Origin of the sequence: Pseudomonas sp. MWU318, from assembly GCF_016756945.1 — a bacterium.
Lineage (GTDB): Bacteria > Pseudomonadota > Gammaproteobacteria > Pseudomonadales > Pseudomonadaceae > Aquipseudomonas > Aquipseudomonas putida_A.
In genome coordinates this window covers 372,438-390,166 of record NZ_JAESJL010000001.1, presented here as the reverse complement: position 1 = coordinate 390,166, position 17,729 = coordinate 372,438, and the positions used below count along the sequence as shown (strand labels likewise).

Sequence of the window (17,729 nt, the reverse complement as noted above, 5' to 3'; positions counted from 1 at the left end):
GAGGGCCTTCTAAAAGGTTTCCCCGCCACGGAGTGCGCGTCCCTTGCCTCGCATACTGACTGAGCCCAGCGCTGAAGAGCACCTGACTGAACACGACGCCAAGATGTTCGGCTCACCCAAGGAACGCCTGGACTTCTATCGCAAGGAGATCCAGTACGAAACCAGCATCCTCGCCAACCGCACCGATGCCTATCTGGCGGCGCAGTCGTTTCTGGTGATTGCCTTTGCTTCGTGCATGGCCAACCTCAACCCCGAGTGGGGCAAGCTGTTCACGCTGGTGGTGCCGCCGTTTCTCGCACTGCTCGGGCTGCTCAGTTCGCTCAACGCCTGGCCGGGGATTCGTGCGGCGTACGACATCATCGATCACTGGCACTACAAGCAGAGCGAGTTGTTGCGCAGCGAGCCGATCATGGGCATGGCTTACGACGAGTCGCCGCTTTTCAGTGAAATGGAGTCGAGCCACAAGGGCTATCGCAAGTCGCTGTTGTTTTCGGTGCGCACGCCATGGATCTTCGCCACGTTCTGGATCCTGCTCGGGGCTTACGCGGTGTTCATTCAGGTGACCAACCCCGGGGGCTGAACGCCGCCCAAAGAAAAAGCCCGGACATCGCTGCCGGGCTTTTTCTTGTGTGCTTTATTCGACGGTTTCAAGTTGCCGACGCAATTCCTGCGAGTGATGCGGCGACATTGGAATCGGCGGGAAGTCTTCGTTGAGGACACACAAGTGATCGATGGCTTCCTCGAACTTCGCATCGGCTTTGCGGCGCAGTGCTCGATAGTGCTCAAACTGTTCGAAGTCCAGATTATCCGCTTCCAGCTGCTCGTAAGCCGCTCGGTTCAGGGCGTGGGCATCTTCGAACAGTTGACGATTGCGTTCCAGGGCCAAAGCCCTGCAAGCCTTGATTTGTGCAGGAGTCGAGCATTCTTTCATGACCGTGACCTTGTTATCCAAAGATTCCTATTCATGGGCTGCAAGCCGCAGGGGAACCGAACCTGCCGGACCCCGCCGAGTGCATCCAGCGAGGGGTTATGGTTGTGACTGTCGGTTTTGGCCGAGGGATCCATTTATTTTCAGAAAAAACTTCGATGTATTTCCCGAGATATCGCCGCCGGAAAAATCAGTTTTTTCGTTTTTGCCGTTGTTCGTAGCGCGCCAGCAGCGGCTGGGTGCTGATGCCATGCAGTAAAATGCTCAGCGCTACCACGGACAGGGTGATGTTGGTGCACAACGTCGCGACCGAGGGACTCAGGCCATGGTTCAAGGCGTAAAACAGATAGAACAGGCTGCCGATCCCGCGAATGCCGAACCAGCCGATCAACAGCCGCTGACCACCGTCGAGCAAACTGCCCCATGGCATCAGCGCAACGCAGGCCGGACGCACCACGCAGAACAGCACCGCGCCAATGACCAGTGCGCGCCAGTCCCAATGCGGCACCAGCACCACGCCGAGCAGGGTCACCAGAAACACTTCCATGGCCCGTTCCACCAGACTGCCGAACGAGAGCATGTCGCCCATCATGATTCCGGCCGCGACCTGGCTGCTTTCCAGTCGTTCGGTATCACCGTGCACCGCGTGCTGCGGTTCGATGTTCTGATGGCCCACCACCGGTTGCACCAGGTGTTCGGCCGGCGGCTGGCTGGCGCCGGTGGATTTGACTTCTTCCTGACGCAAGCCGAGGCCGGCGGCGAATACCGACAGAAAACCATAACCGCCAATCGCATCTGCGCCGACGTAAGCCAAGGCAATCAGCGACAGCGCCAGATAATCATTCGGGCTCAGGGTGCTGTCGTCGTTACGGATGCGCAGCGACAGGGTCAACCGACCGATGCCGCGACCCATCCAGTAACCGGTGAACAAACCGACCGGCACCGCCCAGAGCAAACCGTGCAGCACCCAATCGGTCAAGGCGCCGGGTTGCGCATCGGCCTGCAACAGCAGCAAGCCGAGAATCACGAACGGGAACGCGATGCCGTCATTGAGCCCGGCTTCTCCGGAAAGGCCAAAGCGCACGCTGTCGACATCCCGCGCATCGTTGACCTGCACCAGCGCGGCCAGTACCGGGTCGGTCGGCGCCAGCATCGCCCCGATCAGCAGCGACGGCCCCCACGACAGTTGCAGGCCCCAGTGCAGCAACACGCTGACCCCGGCGATGGTCAAGACCATCACCGGGCCGGCCAGCCCGAACGCAATCCGCCAACGCTTGTCGCGCAGCGGCAGACGCAACTTCAGCCCGCAGACAAACAGCGAAAACAGCACCGCCACTTCCGTGAGGTGCTCCATCCATACGGAAGCGTTTTCCAGTGACAGCTTCAGCAGATCCAGGCCGCTGGGGCCGATGCCGATCCCCAGCAGCAGGCACACCGCTGAAGTGGTGACCGGCATCCAGCGCAGGTACGACGAGGTCAGCGCGAGGGTCAGCAACACCGCGCCAAGCACCGCGACCCAGATGACAAAGCTCATTGGAGGCTTACAACATCGGCTTGCCGCCGGTGACGCCATAGCGCTGACCGGTGATGTAACTGGCTTCATCGGAAGCCAGCAGCACATAGATTGGCGCCACTTCCACCGGTTGTCCGGGGCGCCCGAGCGGGGTTTCGCTGCCGAAGTTCTGTACTTCTTCATCGGGCATGGTCGAGACAATCAATGGCGTCCAGATCGGCCCGGGGGCCACGCAGTTCACGCGGATCTCTTTCGGCCCAAGGATCTGCGCCAGACCGCCGGTGAAGTTGGCAATGGCGCCTTTGGTGGTGGCATAGGCCAGCAGGGTCGGTTTGGGCATGTCCGAGTTGACCGAGCTGGTGTTGATGATCGAGGCGCCGGGGCGCATGTGTTTGATCGCCGCCTGACACAGGCGGAAAATCGCCGTGATGTTGACGTCGAAGGTCATCACCCATTCTTCGTCGGGGATTTCTTCGAAGGTTTCGTGGGTCATCTGGAACGCGGCGTTGTTGACCAGAATGTCGATGCGCCCGAAGCGTTCGACGGTCTTGTCCACCAGTTCCTGACAATGGGCCTTGTGCGCGAGGTCGCCGGACAGCAACAGGCACTGGCGGCCTGCCTGTTCGACCCAGCGCGCGGTCTCTTTGGCATCGTCGTGTTCATTCAGATAGGCCACGACCACGTCAGCGCCTTCACGGGCGAAGGCGATCGCCACCGCGCGGCCAATGCCGCTGTCGGCACCGGTAATCAGCGCAATCTTGTCGGCCAGCCGCCCGGAGCCGACGTAGCTTTGCTCGCCGCAGTCGGGGTACGGCTGCATTTTGCTTTGCGCACCGGGGACGGCTTGGGCTTGTGCGGGGAAGGGTGGTTTTGGGTAGTCGGTCATCATCAATCTCCGAGGTCTCAGGGTAGGTATGGGTGGTTGACCCGGACGGTTTGCCGTGAGTTCGATCGGATTTGCGCTGCACACCAACAGCAAACACAAACCCCCTGTAGGAACTGCCGCAGGCTGCGATCTTTTGATCTTGTTTTAAAAAACCAAAGTCAAAAGATCGCAGCCTGCGGCAGCTCCTACAGGAGAGGTGGTGTTTTCAGGTATTGCGCTGGGTCAGGGCGCGCTCCATGCGGCGGATGCCTTCTTCGAGCAACGAGCGCGGGCAGCCGAAGTTCAGGCGCACGAACTGTTGGTGCTGATCGCCGAAATCCAGCCCGGCGCTCAGACCGACCCTGGCCTGTTCAAGGAAGAACTGCTGCGGATTGTCCAGGTCCAGCGCCGAGCAATCGAGCCACGCCAGATACGTCCCTTGCGGCACATTGATCGTCACCCTCGGCAAGCGGCTGCGCACCGCATCCACCAACCAGTCGCGGTTGGCCTGCAGATAGGTTTTCAGTTCGGCCAGCCACGGTGCACCTTCGCTGTAGGCGACGCGGGTGGCTTCCATGCCCAGCGGGTTGACGCTGTCGACCATCCCGCAACGGGCGTGGTTCACGCGCTCGCGCAGGGCGGCGTCCTGGATGATCATGAACGAGGTCTTGAGGCCGGCGATGTTGTAGGCCTTGCTCGCCGACATCAGGGTGATGGTGCGCTTGGCGATTTCCGGGCTGAGGGACGCGGTCGGAATGTGCACGCGGCCGTCGAAGCACAGCTCGGCGTGGATCTCGTCGGAGATGATCCAGGCGTCCTGCGCCGCACAAATATCCGCTACGGCTTGCAGCTCCTCACGGCCAAACACCTTGCCGATCGGGTTGTGCGGGTTGCTCAAGAGCAGGGCGCCGCCACCGTTCAGCGATTCGCGCAGGGTCTCCAGCGGCGTGGCGTAAGTGCCATCGGCCTGGGCGACGAATTCCAGCTCGACCTCGTTCAGCCCCCAATGCCCCGGCGCATGCCGCAGCGGCGGGTAGTTCGGCACCTGCACCACGACGTTCTGTTGCGGCTGTACCAGGGCTTTCAAAGCCATGTTGAAACCGGATTCAACGCCCGGCAGGAAGATCAGCTCCTGCGGTTTGACCTTCCAGGCGAACTTGTTCCACAAGTCGGCGACGATGGCTTCACGCAGGTCGTCCTGCGCCACGCTGTAACCCACCAGTGGGTGCAACAGACGCTGCTGCAACGCCTCGATGATCACCGGTGGCGCGGCGAAATCCATATCAGCGACCCACATCGGCAACACATCGGCCGGGTAGCGGCTCCACTTGGTGCTGCCGGTGTTGTGGCGGTCGAATAGCTGATCAAAATCGAAAGTCATGCGCGGTCTCGTGAAGGCGGGTTGTTCATGGGCGTCATGATAAACCCGGAACCCCTGTAGGAGCTGCCGAAGGCTGCGATCTTTTGATCTTGTTTTAAAAAACCAAAATCAAAAGATCGCAGCCTTCGGCAGCTCCTACAGGGGAATGGGGTTACCCGACAAACGGCCGACGGTCGGTTTTCACACAGAGTGTGTGGTCATTGTCTACAGTGAAAAAGCCGGCAGGCATTCTGCCGTAACCGTGTTTGTCCAGAAAAAGCCCGGCTCAAGTACCGGGTTCCACCTGATCAGGAGTGCACGATGGATCTCAGCCGTCGTCAATTCTTCAAGGTCGCCGGTATCGGCCTTGCAGGCTCTAGCCTGGGCGCGTTGGGCATGGCCCCGACGCTGGCCTTCGCCGAGCAGGTGCGTCACTTCAAGCTTGCCCACACCCATGAAACCCGCAACACCTGCCCGTATTGCTCGGTCGGTTGCGGGTTGATCATGTACAGCCAGGGCGATGCCGCGAAGAACGTCGCGCAAAATATCATTCACATCGAGGGCGACGCCGACCACCCGGTCAACCGCGGCACCCTGTGCCCGAAAGGCGCGGGCCTGCTGGACTTCATTCACAGCCCGGGCCGCTTGCTGTATCCGCAAACGCGCAAGCCCGGCAGCAGCGAATGGACCCGGATCAGCTGGGATGAAGCACTGGATCGCATCGCCGACCTGATGAAGGCCGACCGCGACGCCAACTTCATCGAGAAAAATTCCACCGGGCAAACGGTGAATCGCTGGCTGACCACCGGGTTCCTCGCCGCGTCGGCAGCGTCCAACGAAGCCGGTTACATCACCCAGAAGGTGATTCGCAGTCTCGGCATGCTGGGGTTCGATAACCAGGCGCGTGTCTGACACGGCCCGACGGTGGCAAGTCTTGCCCCGACGTACGGCCGTGGAGCCATGACCAACACCTGGACCGATATCGCCAACGCGAATCTGATCCTGGTGATGGGTGGCAATGCCGCAGAAGCGCATCCGTGCGGCTTCAAATGGGTGACCGAGGCCAAGGCGCATAACGCTGCCCGGCTGATCGTGGTCGACCCGCGTTTTACCCGGACCGCTTCGGTGGCCGACTATTACGCGCCGATCCGCACCGGTACCGACATTGCCTTCATGGGCGGGCTGATCAATTACCTGCTGACTCAGGACAAGATCCAGCACGAATACGTGCGCAACTACACCGACGTGTCGTTCATCGTCAAAGCCGGGTATGGCTTTGAGGACGGCATCTTCAGCGGCTATGACGCGGCCAAGCGCAGCTACACCGACAAATCCGGCTGGGGTTACGAGTTGGGCGAGGATGGCTTCGTCAAAGTCGACCCAACCCTGCAGGACCCGCGCTGCGTCTATCAATTGATGAAGCAGCATTACAGCCGCTACAACATTGAGCTGGCGAGCCAGATCTGTGGGATGCCGGTCGATGCCATGCAGAAAATCTGGGATGAGATTGCCACGTGCTCCACGCCGGGCAAAACCATGACCATTCTCTATGCACTCGGCTGGACGCAACACTCGATCGGCGCGCAGATCATCCGTAGCGCGGCGATGGTGCAACTGCTGCTGGGCAACGTCGGCATGCCGGGTGGCGGGGTCAATGCCTTGCGTGGGCACTCGAACATTCAGGGCCTGACCGACCTCGGGTTGTTGTCCAACTCGCTGCCGGGCTATCTGACCCTGGGTGGCGATGGCGAGCAGGACTACAACGCCTTTATCAAAAAACGTACGCAAATGCCGTTGCGTCCGGGGCAGCTGTCCTACTGGCAGAACTACAGCAAATTCCACGTCAGCCTGATGAAGTCGTGGTACGGCGCCAACGCGACGCTGGAGAACAACTGGAATTACGACTACCTGCCGAAACTGGATATCCCCAACTACGACGTCCTGAAGATGTTCGACCTGATGAGCCAGGGCAAGGTCAACGGCTACATGTGTCAGGGCTTCAACCCGATCGCCGCGCTGCCCGACAAGAACCGGGTGATGGGCGCGCTGGCCAAGCTCAAGTGGCTGGTGGTGATGGATCCGCTGGCCACCGAAACCTCGGAGTTCTGGCAAAACGTCGGGCCATACAACGATGTGAAAAGCGCCGAGATCCAGACCGAAGTGATTCGCCTGCCGACCACTTGCTTTGCCGAGGAGGACGGCTCGCTGGTCAACAGCAGCCGCTGGCTGCAATGGCACTGGAAAGGCGCCGACGGCCCCGGCGAAGCGCAGACCGACATTCGCATCATGAGCGAACTGTTCCTGCGCCTGCGCAAGCGTTATCAGGCCGAGGGCGGCAAGTTCCCCGATCCGCTGCTGAACCTGTCGTGGCCGTACAAGATCCCCGACGAGCCATCGCCGGAGGAGCTGGCCAAAGAGATCAACGGCAGCGCCATGGTCGACTTCACCGATGCCAGCGGCGTGGCGGTCAAGGCCGGATCGCAACTGGCCGGGTTCGGCCTGCTCAAGGACGACGGCAGCACCGCGTCCGGTTGCTGGATCTTCGCCGGCAGCTGGACCGAGGCCGGCAACCAGATGGCCCGGCGTGACAATGCCGACCCGTATGGCATGCATCAGCATCAGGGCTGGGCCTGGGCGTGGCCGGCCAACCGGCGGATTCTCTACAACCGCGCTTCGGCGGACGTCGCCGGCAAACCGTGGGATCCGAAAAAACGCCTCGTATGGTGGAACGGCAAGGCCTGGGGCGGCACCGACGTGCCGGACTACAAGGCCGATGTGCCGCCGGAAGCGGGGATGAACCCCTTCATCATGAACCCCGAAGGCGTGGCGCGGTTCTTCGCCGTCGACAAGATGAACGAAGGGCCTTTCCCCGAGCACTACGAGCCATTCGAAACGCCGATCGGCATCAACCCGCTGCACCCGCAAAACAAGAAAGCCACCAGCAACCCGGCGGCGCGGATCTTCGATTCGGTCTGGGAAAGCCTCGGCGAAGCCAAGGACTTCCCGTACGCCGGCACCAGCTACCGGTTGACCGAGCACTTCCACTTCTGGAGCAAGCATTGCAAGTTGAATGCGATTGCCCAGCCTGAGCAGTTCGTCGAAATCGGCGAAGTGCTGGCGAAGGAGAAGGGCATCGCGGCCGGGGATCGGGTGCGGGTCAGCTGCAAGCGCGGGTTCATCGAGGCGGTGGCGGTGGTGACCAAACGCATCCGGCCGCTGCAGGTCAACGGCCAGGTGGTGCATCAGATCGGCATCCCGCTGCACTGGGGATTCACCGGTCAGACGCGCCACGGTTACCTGACCAACACCCTGGTGCCGTTCCTCGGCGATGGCAACACACAGACCCCGGAATCCAAGTCATTCCTGGTCAACGTGGAGAAACTGTAAATGGCCAGCCAAGACATCATTGCCCGCTCGGCCACCACCACGGTGCCGCCCTCGGTGCGGAATCAGCAGGAAGTCGCCAAGCTGATCGACACCACCAAATGCATCGGCTGCAAGGCCTGCCAGGTCGCCTGCTCGGAATGGAACGAGCTGCGCGACGAGGTCGGCCACAACCACGGCACCTACGACAACCCGCAGGACCTGAGCGCAGAAACCTGGACCTTGATGCGCTTCACCGAACACGAAACCGATGCCGGCAACCTGGAGTGGCTGATCCGCAAGGACGGCTGCATGCATTGCGCCGAGCCGGGGTGCCTCGCGGCATGCCCAAGTCCCGGGGCGATCATCAAGCACGCCAACGGCATCGTCGATTTCGATCAGGATCACTGCATCGGTTGCGGTTATTGCATCACCGGTTGCCCGTTCAACATTCCGCGGATCTCGCAGAAGGATCACAAGGCCTACAAATGCACCTTGTGTTCCGACCGCGTCGCGGTGGGGCTGGAACCGGCCTGTGTGAAAACCTGCCCGACCGGCGCCATTGTCTTCGGCACCAAAGAAGACATGAAGGAACACGCCGCCGAACGCATCGTCGACCTGAAAAGCCGTGGCTTCGACAACGCCGGGCTGTATGACCCGGAAGGCGTCGGCGGCACTCACGTGATGTATGTGTTGCACCACGCCGACACACCAAAGATCTACGCCGGGTTGCCAGAGGCGCCGGCCATCAGCCCGCTGGTTGGCCTGTGGAAAGGCATCAGCAAACCGCTGGGTCTGCTGGCGATGGGCGCGGCGGTGCTGGCCGGGTTCTTCCACTATGTGCGTATCGGGCCGAATCGCGTCGAGGAAGATGAACATCCGACGCCGCCGGATACTTCGGTGCATGTCGTCGATCCGGCGGTGCACACCTTCGATCCACGCGGGGAGGACCGGCCATGAGCAACAAGACGATCCTGCGTTACACCGCCAACCAGCGCACCAATCACTGGCTGGTGGCGATTCTGTTCTTCATGGCCGGGCTGTCCGGGCTGGCGTTGTTTCATCCGTCGATGTTCTGGCTGACTAACCTGTTCGGCGGCGGGCCGTGGACGCGGATTCTGCACCCGTTCATGGGCGTGCTGATGTTCGTGTTGTTCCTCGGCCTGGTGTTCCGCTTCTGGCGCGCGAACTTCTTTATCGACAACGACTGGAAGTGGATGCGCCGCATTGATCGGGTGCTGGTCAACGACGAGGAAAGCGTGCCGCCGGTGGGCAAGTACAACGCCGGGCAGAAGATGCTGTTCTGGACTTTACTGCTGTGCATGCTCGGTCTGCTGTTCACCGGTCTGGTGATCTGGCGCGCGTATTTCAGTGCTTACTTCGGCATCACCGTGATCCGCTGGGCCATGCTCCTGCATGCGCTGGCCGGGTTTGTACTGATCCTCAGCATCATCGTGCACATCTACGCCGGCCTGTGGATCAAGGGTTCGGTGGACGCGATGCTGCATGGCTGGGTCAGCCGCGCCTGGGCCAGGAAACACCACGAACTGTGGTATCGCGACATCACCCGCGATGAACGCAATCCGGACGTGCCGGAGCGACCGATCACCAAAAAGGGCTGACTTTTGGCAACCATTCTTGAACCCGGGGAAATCGAAGCGGCGGCCAGTTCGCCGCCGTTTCTGCACCTGCCGCCGCACAATCTGTTCACCCTGCGCGCCCAGCGCCTGGAGCAATTGGCTCAGGGGCATCCGCTGGCCGATTACCTGCGGCTGATCGCCGGATTGTGCCGGGCTCAGCAGCAGGTTTTCGACGATCCACCGCTGACGGCACCGTTTGATCAGCAAAGGATCGAAGCCTGTCAGTTGCATGGTTTGCCGCCGTTTGCTGCCGACACACTGGTTCGCGAAGACGCTTGGCGGGCTTATCTGGATGCTTTATTGCAACGTTACGTGGCGCCCGATCAACCCGCCGTAGTCGACGCGCTCGCCACATTGCGCGGTGCCAGTGTCGGGCAATTGCGCGCGTGGGCCGTGGCGCTGGTCAGCGGTCAGTATTCAATGGTGCCGGCGGCGCTGGTGCCGTTCCTCGGCGCCGGGCTGCAAGCGGCGTGGAGCCATTGGCTGCTCAGCGCACCGAACCTGCAACTGAAACCCGGCGACAGCCTCAGCCAGTGCCCGGGCTGTGGTTCGCCGGCGATGGCCGGGGTGATCCGCCATCGCGGCAAACACAACGGTCTGCGTTATCTGGTGTGTTCGTTGTGCGCCTGCGAATGGCATGTGGTGCGGGTCAAGTGCGTGTATTGCGAGTCGAGCAAGGGCCTGGATTACCTGAGCCTTGAGGATGATCGACATGCGGCCAATCAGGCGCCGATTCGGGCGGAGGTCTGTCCGAGCTGCAACAGCTACCTGAAATTGCTGTACCTGGAAAACGATGCCGAAGGCGAAGCGTTGTCGGCGGATCTCAGCAGCCTGCTGCTCGACATGCGTCTGGCGCAGGACGGCTATCAGCGCCTGGCACCGAATCTGTTGCTGGCGCCGGGAGACGAATGACCAGAGCGTCTACACTCGCCGGACAGTCTTGTTTTTTCGGGAGTGGCTGATGTCTTCGAGCGTTGCCCTGCGGTTGCCTTCCATTGATGGGTTGTTGCGTCACCCGGCGTGTTTGCCGTTGGCCGAGCGTTATGGTCGTGAGTCGTTGCTGGCCAGTTTGCGCCAGCTGCTCGATGAGTTGCGTTCCGGCGTGTTGAGCGGCCAATTGTCAGCCGTTGAAATCAGCCCTGACGTGCTCGCCGGACGGGTTGGCGAGCGCCTTGCCCAGCAACAGCGCAGCAACGTGCGGCGGGTGTTCAACCTGACCGGCACGGTGCTGCACACCAACCTCGGTCGCGCCTTGTTGCCCGAAGAAGCCATCGACGCGGTGCAGATGGCCGCCCGTTATCCGCTCAATCTGGAATTCGATCTGGCCAGTGGCAAACGCGGTGATCGCGATGACCTGATCGAAGGCCTGATCCGCGAACTGACCGGCGCCGAAGCCGTCACCGTGGTCAACAACAATGCCGCTGCGGTGTTGCTGACGCTGAACAGCCTCGGCGCGCGCAAGGAAGGCATCATCTCGCGCGGCGAGCTGATCGAAATCGGCGGCGCGTTCCGCATCCCCGACATCATGGCCCGCGCCGGTGTGCGCCTGCATGAAGTCGGGACAACCAATCGTACCCACGCCCGCGACTACGAGGCGGCGATCAGCCCGCGCAGCGGCTTGATCATGCGTGTGCATGCGAGTAACTACAGCATCGAAGGCTTTACCGCCCGGGTGCCCACCGCCGAACTGGCCGAGCTGGCTCATCGGCACGGCTTGCCGCTGCTGGAGGATCTGGGCAGCGGCAGTCTGCTGGACCTGACCCGCTGGGGTCTGCCGGCGGAACCGACGGTACGACAAGCGCTGCTAGATGGCGCGGACATCGTCACCTTCAGTGGCGACAAGTTGCTCGGCGGGCCGCAGGCCGGGTTGATTGTCGGGCGCAAAGAACTGATCGCGAAGATCAAGAAGAATCCGTTGAAGCGTGCTTTGCGGGTCGACAAGTTAACCCTGGCCGCGCTGGAAGCGGTGCTCGGCCTGTATCGCGACCCGGATCGCCTCGCCGAACGTCTGCCGAGTTTGCGGCTGTTGACTCGCCCGCAAGCCGAGATCCTCGCCCAGGCCGAGCGCCTGCTACCGGCACTGGTACAGGTTATCGGCGAACCGTGGAATGTCAGTGCAGTGAAAGCGCTGGGCATGATTGGCAGCGGCAGCCAACCGGTGGCGCGGTTGCCGAGTGCGGCGCTGTGCCTGCGCCCGCAGGTGTCGAAACGCATGCGCGGGCGTTGTCTGCTGAATCTGGAAGCGGCATTGCGTGCGTTGCCAATCCCTGTGCTCGGGCGCATTGACGACGATGCGCTGTGGCTCGATCTACGGCAACTCGACGATGAACCGGCGTGGCTGGCGCAGTTGCCGCAGTTGCAGGTCGAGTCGTGATCGTCGGCACCGCCGGGCACATCGACCACGGCAAGACCTCGTTGCTGCAAGCGCTGACCGGGCAAGCCGGCGACCGCCGCCCGCAGGAGCGCGAGCACGGGATGACCATCGACCTCGGTTATCTCTACGCGGAGCTGGAACCCGGTGCCGGGCTGACCGGATTCATCGATGTGCCGGGCCACGAGAAATTCACCCACAACATGCTTGCCGGGGCGCAGGGCATTGATCTGGTGTTGCTGGTGGTGGCGGCGGACGACGGGGTGATGCCGCAGACCCGCGAGCATCTGGCGATTGTTCAGTTGCTGGGCATTCCCCGGGCGCTGGTGGCGATCACCAAATGCGATCGGGTTGAAGCGGGCAGGGTGGAGGAGGTGCAGCGCCAGGTTCTCGATCTGCTCGAAGCCGGGCCATTCGCCGATGCGCCGACGCTGGCGGTGTCGAGCGTGACCGGGCAGGGCGTCGATGAACTGCGCCAGAGCTTGCTGCAGATTCAAAGCGAAGTGCATGAGCGCAGCCGCGAAGGTGGTTTGCGCCTGGCCATCGACCGCGCCTTCAGCGTGGCGGGCGCCGGGATTGTGGTGACTGGCACGGCGTTGTCGGGCGCGGTTTGTGTCGGGGACAAACTGGCCCTCGGGCCGTCCGGGAAATCGGTGCGGGTGCGAGGACTGCACGCGCAAAATCAGGCCGCCGAGCAGGCCTTCGCCGGGCAACGGGTGGCGCTGAACATCAGTGGCGATCGATTGACCCTGGAGCAGATCCATCGCGGCCAATGGCTGTTGGCCGAATGGCTGCACGCACCGACGCAACGGGTCGATATCGAATTTCAACTGTTGCCCGGTGACCGCACCTTCGAACACTTTCACCCGGTGCACGTGCACCTCGGTACGCAAGACGTCATCGCCCGCGTGGCGTTGCTCGAAGGCTCGCGCTTGAGTCCCGGTCAGCGCATGTTCGCGCAATTGCTGATCAACGCCCCGGTGCACGCGGTGAAGGGCGATCGCCTGATCCTGCGTGACCACAGCGCGCAACGCACCCTCGGTGGCGGTCAGGTACTCGACCCGTTCGCCCCGGCTCGTCAACGTCGCAGCCCGGAGCGGCTGGCACAACTGCAAGCGCTGGTGGGCAGCGATAGTCTTGAACAAGCGCTGCCGCTGTTGCTCGACCACAGCGCTGGCGGCCTCGATCCGCAACGAATTGAGCGCCAGTTCAATCGCCCGCGTGAAGACTGGGCACTACCGGCCAACGTGCGCCTGATCGACACCCGCCAGGGCCCGGTGCTGTTCAACGTGCAGCGCTGGGGGCAGTTGAAGTTCATCCTGTTGGAACAGTTGGCGAAATTGCACGAGCTGGAACCGGACCAGATGGGGCCGGATCGCGACCGCCTGCGACGCTTCAGTGGTCTGGCGCTGGAGCGTTCGACCTTTGTCAGCCTGCTGGAAGAACTGCGCGCTGCCGGGTCGATCAACGCCAGCGGGCCGTGGTTGCATTTGCCCGATCATCAGGTGCATTTGAATGCCGAAGACGAAACCCTGTGGCAGCGCATGCAGCCGCTGTTCGAACAGGCCGGGTTTGATCCACCGTGGGTACGTGATGTCGCCAACGTGTTGGGCGTGGAAGATGCCGTGGTGCGCCTGTTGCTGCGCAAACTGGCACGCTTGGGATTGATGCACCAAGTGGTGCGCGACCTGTTTCTGTCTGACGGGCAACTGTGGCGCATGGCCAACATTCTGTTGCAACTGGAGCAGGAAAATCCGTCGATCCAGGTGACAACCTTCCGTGATGCGCTAGGCTTGGGACGCAAACGCTGTATTCAGTACCTGGAATACTTCGACCGCCTCGGCCTGACCCGGCGCATCGGCGAATCCCGGGTGATCCGCCACGACAACGCGCTGGCCAATGCCGACGCACCCTGAGTTCAAAGGAAGGCAATCGCGCCCGGTGGCGCGGCCGGGCTTCAAACCCGGTTGGGGACGGCATCCGTTCCCGGGCAGGTTCGACTCCGGCTGCCTTCCGCCAATAAATTCCCGTCCTCGCCGCTTTGATGCTTGCTGTCGCGGCGCAACGGTCAAGGCTGATAGGGAATCAGCTTGTCCTTCTCCAACTCTCCCAAAAACTGATCCAGCATCTGCTGCTTGTTTTTGTTGTTCGGGATCGGCACGTACCACGCCATCACGCTCCAGCCTTCGCGGGAATAGTTATAGGTCTTGAGCAGTTTACCGTCCTTGAAGACCGAGCTGCGCAAGTTGTCCTGGTAGTGATAAGGCACTGGGAGGGTGAACAGGGTCAGAACATTGAACATGGCCAGATAATGGGTTTCGCCCGACCACGGCTGGGTAATCAGCAGGCTGTAGCCGTTGCGGGTGTAACCGCCGTCGAGCATGGAAAACGCACCGGAGTCTTTCAATGCAGAAATGGTTTCACGCTGACGATATTCTTCGTGCCGGGTATTGGCCGGGCCCAGGCTCAACGTCACCGGCACATAGGCTTGCGTAGCGTGATAATCGAGAGGCGGCAGGGTGTTGGCGCAACCGCCGAGTGCCATTAGCGCACTGAGCAGGGCGGCGTTCTTGATCAAGGCCAGCTTCATTGGGCACTTCCCACAACAGGGATCAACCGGTCATGTTGAACGTCCTGGGCAAAGGCCCGTGCAATACGGCTGAGGTTCTGTCCTTCCAGCTCGCCACCCTGGTCGAGCAACCAGGTGTATTTCTGGGTGTTATTGCGATAGGTGTACTGCTTGAGGCGCTTGTCGCCTTGATACACCGAGAACTCGGCCTGCGTGTCATATTCCTTCGAAAGCGGCAGCATGAACAGTGTGGCGCAACTCAACAACACCACTGGGAACGGCGGGAACTCGCGTTGCATGTTCAATTTGACTTGGACGTTGTACGCATCGTTTTGGCCGGACCCGGTTTCGACGTTGCGAAATACGCCAGTTTCGCGCAGATGATTGCGCAACGACGAAGACTGCAGAGGGTCGTCGATCATGACGTGGATCGGTGCCAGATAATCCTGTCCGTCGGCCAGTGTGCGCTCTGGCAAGGTGTTGGTGGCGGTACAACCGGCCAGCAGAGCGACGGTGGCAAGCGTGGTGATTTTTTTCATGGTTTGATGTCCGCGGCAACACCCGGCGGGGTATCGGCAAAAATATAGGGTTCGGCGCTTGTCAGATCGAGCTTCAGTGATTGCAGAGGTGGTAGTCCGGGAACCTGGCGCTGGGCGATCACGGCGTCGCGTGCGCGCTGATCGCGCCAGAGGAAGGTGCAGCCGATGCCGTTGAGGCAGAGCGAGCGATATTCACCCATGTAATAGGCTTTTCCGGCTTCAAGACGTAGCGGAAGGTTGAATTTCTCACGCGCTTCCATCGAACTGTAAACGGTGCCAAGCCCCGGTGTGTATCGCGCAGAGAAGAACTGGAAATCGTAGAACTCGTAGTCGCCCGGTTTCAAAGCAAGGACGAAGACACTCGCGGCACCGCTAGCGTCCTGAATATCCTGCGGCGTTGAATAGGCACCGGCCATTTTCCAGATACCGGCAGCGCCGTACTGGGAGCCACGTTTGCGTATAAACAGGCGTTGGTTATCCGCCGGAGACAGTTTGAGCGAGCGCGGCCCGATAGACCCGATCAGATAAGCCACAGGCTCATTGGCCTTGGCCTGCAATGGTTCGCTGACCCATGACGCGCTTTCGGTGATACAACCACTGAGCAGCGAGGCCAGCAGGCCGGCGACCACTATTTTGAAGACATGAAACATGAACATCCCTGAATCTGCGTGATTGATGACGTTCAGTTGCGAAGGCCAATCAAAGCCCTCCTGGCCGAACGTTTTTGCGGGGCGCGCAGACTAAGTGATGTAGTGGCATTTGGCTAGCCAATAACGCAGGTCGGCTTCCGTCCGCGAATCACGCAATGTTCAAAATGTCACTCGATCCCCTGGTTGGAGCCAGCCTGCTGGTGATGGCCGGTGTGTCATTAACTCAAAGTCGGCTGATCGGCCGCTTTCGCGAGCAGGCTCGCTCCCACAGGGGATCGGGGTTTCAGGCGGGCGGGTCGAGGTTGTCGAGGGCGCGGTTGACGGTCAGTTCGCCGAGCATCACCTCTTGCTGAATGCCCAGCAGGGCTTCGTTGTCGGCGGCTTCGTGAAGTTTTTTGAGTCGATGGATTCGTAGGGCGACCTCGGGTCTGAGTCCGGGTTTAATCACGGGCCATCAGAACCCCAACGGGTACTGAATCACCACATAAATCCGGTCGATATCATCCCCGGCCTGTGCCTCGTTGGCCCGGTGCGAGACGTGCGACAGCTGTACCGACAGGTCCTTCGCCGTGCCCGATTGCACGATGTATTTCAGATCGATATCCCGTTCCCAATGCTTGCCGCCAGCGCCTTGCTGCGGCTGATAGTCGCCAGTCTCAGCATCGAACGGGTTATACGCGCCGCCCTTGGGCGCGTGAGTGCCGTCGATGTGGTCGCCGGAGACGTAGCGGGTCATGAAGGTCAGGCCGGGGATGCCGAGAGCGCCGAGGTCAAGGTCGTAGCGTGCTTGCCAGGAACGTTCGCCGGCGCCGTTGAAGTCGGCGTATTTGATCGAGTTGGCGAGGTAGATCGAGTCGCCGCCCATGAAATCGAACGGCGTGTCGCCATTGATGCGTTGCCAGCCGAGCATGACCGCGTGCGGACCGAAACTGTACTTGCCGGACAGGCTGAACGCGGTGTTGTCGATGGCGCCGGCCAGCGCGCGACCGGTATCGCGGGTGTGGTAGAGGTTGGCATCGAGCAACAGGCCGGACTGTTTGAAGTGCAGATTGGCGTAGTACTGATGCCAGGTGTCGCTCAGGTCTGAGGCGTAAAGCGATCCACCCACCGGACTGTCACCGAACAGATCGGCGCCGAGAAAACTGATTCCGCCAGCCTCGGTAGTGGCGCCGTAACCGGAAAAGTCGCCGCGCCCTGAGGAGCTGTCCTGATTCTTGAATGCGGTGAAGTGGCCGGCCGTGAAGTTAACGTTGTCGATTTCACGACTGTTCACTAGCAAACCTGTGGCGTATTCCGGTTGCAGGCGTTTGTCCGAGGTGTCGAACACCGGCGTTTCCACGGTCATTTCGCCGAACGCGAGGGTGGTGCGCGAAGCTTTCAGTTTGAACGCGCCGCCCGCGCTGGAGTAGTTCGGTTCACTGCGACCATTGCTGTCGACCGGCAACAGCCCGGTGCCGGAATGTCCTTTGCCGCCATCGAGTTTCAGGCCGAGAAAGGCGTGGGCATCGATGCCGAACCCGACAGTGCCTGGCGTGTAGCCAGAGGTGAACGTGCCGATAAAGCCCTGGGCCCATTCCTGTTTATAGTTTTTGCCGGAGGGAGAGGGCGAGCGGTAGTCGTTGCTCAGGAAGAAGTTGCGGCTGAGCACTTCGGTTTTGGCGTCGTCGAAGAAGTCATTGGCCAAAGCACTGTCGCTCGCTGCGCAAAGCAGTGCCAACAATGCAAAGTGTGGTGTTGAGGAAGCCATCAAGAGAGACCGACAATCAGGGAAGGTCTCTGATGATGGGCAGGAACGACCGGGCCGGATTGAGCCGATGTGCTGAGTTCAAGGCATACCTGATTTCCCTTGTAGGCCTTCGCCTGCTCGCGATAGCGGCGTGTCATTCACATCGATCTAAACTGATCGACCGCTATCGCGAGCAGGCTCACTC

15 protein-coding genes, 1 tRNA gene and 1 pseudogene are annotated in these 17,729 nt (G+C 61.1%); 8 read left to right on the top strand and 9 right to left on the bottom strand.

Annotated features, from left to right (window positions below):
• Nucleotides 1–43 precede the first annotated feature (43 nt).
• Nucleotides 44–580, top strand: coding sequence for a hypothetical protein (locus JN524_RS01640; protein ID WP_007967008.1), 537 nt, complete (start codon nt 44–46; stop codon nt 578–580).
• 54 nt (nt 581–634) lie between these two features.
• Here the strand turns inward: JN524_RS01640 and JN524_RS01635 are convergent, their stop codons facing one another.
• The 4 genes from JN524_RS01635 to JN524_RS01620 all read right to left on the bottom strand — a co-directional run bounded on the left by JN524_RS01635 (nt 635) and on the right by JN524_RS01620 (nt 4,687).
• Complete coding sequence (locus tag JN524_RS01635) at nt 635–931, bottom strand: hypothetical protein (protein ID WP_202368240.1); 297 nt, start codon at nt 929–931, stop codon at nt 635–637.
• Nucleotides 932–1,118: 187 nt separating this feature from the next.
• Nucleotides 1,119–2,462, bottom strand: coding sequence for a cation:proton antiporter (locus JN524_RS01630; RefSeq protein ID WP_202368239.1), 1,344 nt, complete (start codon nt 2,460–2,462; stop codon nt 1,119–1,121).
• A gap of 7 nt (nt 2,463–2,469) precedes the next feature.
• Entirely contained in the window at nt 2,470–3,327 is an 858-nt protein-coding gene (locus tag JN524_RS01625; protein WP_202368238.1) for a glucose 1-dehydrogenase, read from the bottom strand.
• 205 nt (nt 3,328–3,532) lie between these two features.
• The gene (locus JN524_RS01620) at nt 3,533–4,687 is read right to left on the bottom strand and encodes a MalY/PatB family protein (protein ID WP_202368237.1); all 1,155 of its coding nucleotides are present in this window, start codon (nt 4,685–4,687) and stop codon (nt 3,533–3,535) included.
• A 300-nt stretch (nt 4,688–4,987) separates the two neighbouring features.
• On the opposite strand from JN524_RS01620, the gene fdnG reads away from it, so the two are divergent.
• The 7 genes from fdnG (at nt 4,988) to JN524_RS01585 (ending at nt 14,059) form a co-directional block, all read left to right on the top strand.
• A complete protein-coding gene (fdnG, locus tag JN524_RS01615) occupies nt 4,988–8,053 on the top strand; it encodes a formate dehydrogenase-N subunit alpha (protein ID WP_202368236.1) in 3,066 nt (1,021 codons plus the stop codon).
• Nucleotides 8,054–8,989 (top strand): formate dehydrogenase subunit beta, encoded by a 936-nt coding sequence (gene fdxH / locus JN524_RS01610; protein ID WP_135295846.1) that lies wholly within the window; start codon nt 8,054–8,056, stop codon nt 8,987–8,989.
• Nucleotides 8,986–9,651, top strand: a complete 666-nt coding sequence (locus JN524_RS01605; RefSeq protein WP_202368235.1) for a formate dehydrogenase subunit gamma — start codon at nt 8,986–8,988, stop codon at nt 9,649–9,651. The genes fdxH and JN524_RS01605 overlap by 4 nt, the downstream gene beginning before the upstream one ends.
• A 3-nt stretch (nt 9,652–9,654) precedes the next feature.
• On the top strand, nt 9,655–10,581 hold the full coding sequence (gene fdhE, locus JN524_RS01600) for a formate dehydrogenase accessory protein FdhE (protein ID WP_202368234.1): 927 nt from the start codon (nt 9,655–9,657) through the stop codon (nt 10,579–10,581).
• Nucleotides 10,582–10,630: 49 nt separating this feature from the next.
• Entirely contained in the window at nt 10,631–12,043 is a 1,413-nt protein-coding gene (gene selA, locus JN524_RS01595; RefSeq protein ID WP_202368233.1) for an L-seryl-tRNA(Sec) selenium transferase, read from the top strand.
• Nucleotides 12,040–13,956: a selenocysteine-specific translation elongation factor gene (gene selB / locus JN524_RS01590; RefSeq protein ID WP_202368564.1), complete on the top strand. Its 1,917-nt coding sequence runs from the start codon at nt 12,040–12,042 to the stop codon at nt 13,954–13,956. The genes selA and selB overlap by 4 nt, the downstream gene beginning before the upstream one ends.
• Before the next feature lie 7 nt (nt 13,957–13,963).
• Nucleotides 13,964–14,059 (top strand) — tRNA-Sec (locus JN524_RS01585).
• Between the two features lie 49 nt (nt 14,060–14,108).
• Here JN524_RS01585 and JN524_RS01580 read toward each other — a convergent pair.
• The 5 genes and pseudogenes from JN524_RS01580 to JN524_RS01560 all read right to left on the bottom strand — a co-directional run bounded on the left by JN524_RS01580 (nt 14,109) and on the right by JN524_RS01560 (nt 17,545).
• Entirely contained in the window at nt 14,109–14,630 is a 522-nt protein-coding gene (locus JN524_RS01580; RefSeq protein ID WP_202368232.1) for a hypothetical protein, read from the bottom strand.
• Nucleotides 14,627–15,148 carry a hypothetical protein gene (locus JN524_RS01575; RefSeq protein ID WP_098964065.1) on the bottom strand — a complete coding sequence of 174 codons (522 nt, stop codon included), beginning with the start codon at nt 15,146–15,148 and terminating at the stop codon, nt 14,627–14,629. The genes JN524_RS01580 and JN524_RS01575 overlap by 4 nt, the downstream gene beginning before the upstream one ends.
• Nucleotides 15,145–15,804: a hypothetical protein gene (locus JN524_RS01570; protein WP_237402910.1), complete on the bottom strand. Its 660-nt coding sequence runs from the start codon at nt 15,802–15,804 to the stop codon at nt 15,145–15,147. Before JN524_RS01570 ends, JN524_RS01575 begins: the two co-directional genes overlap by 4 nt.
• 277 nt (nt 15,805–16,081) lie before the next feature.
• A pseudogene (locus JN524_RS27420) lies at nt 16,082–16,165 on the bottom strand (DUF6124 family protein); the annotation flags it as partial.
• A gap of 87 nt (nt 16,166–16,252) precedes the next feature.
• Nucleotides 16,253–17,545: an OprD family porin gene (locus JN524_RS01560; protein WP_202368231.1), complete on the bottom strand. Its 1,293-nt coding sequence runs from the start codon at nt 17,543–17,545 to the stop codon at nt 16,253–16,255.
• Between the last annotated feature and the right edge of the window lie 184 nt (nt 17,546–17,729).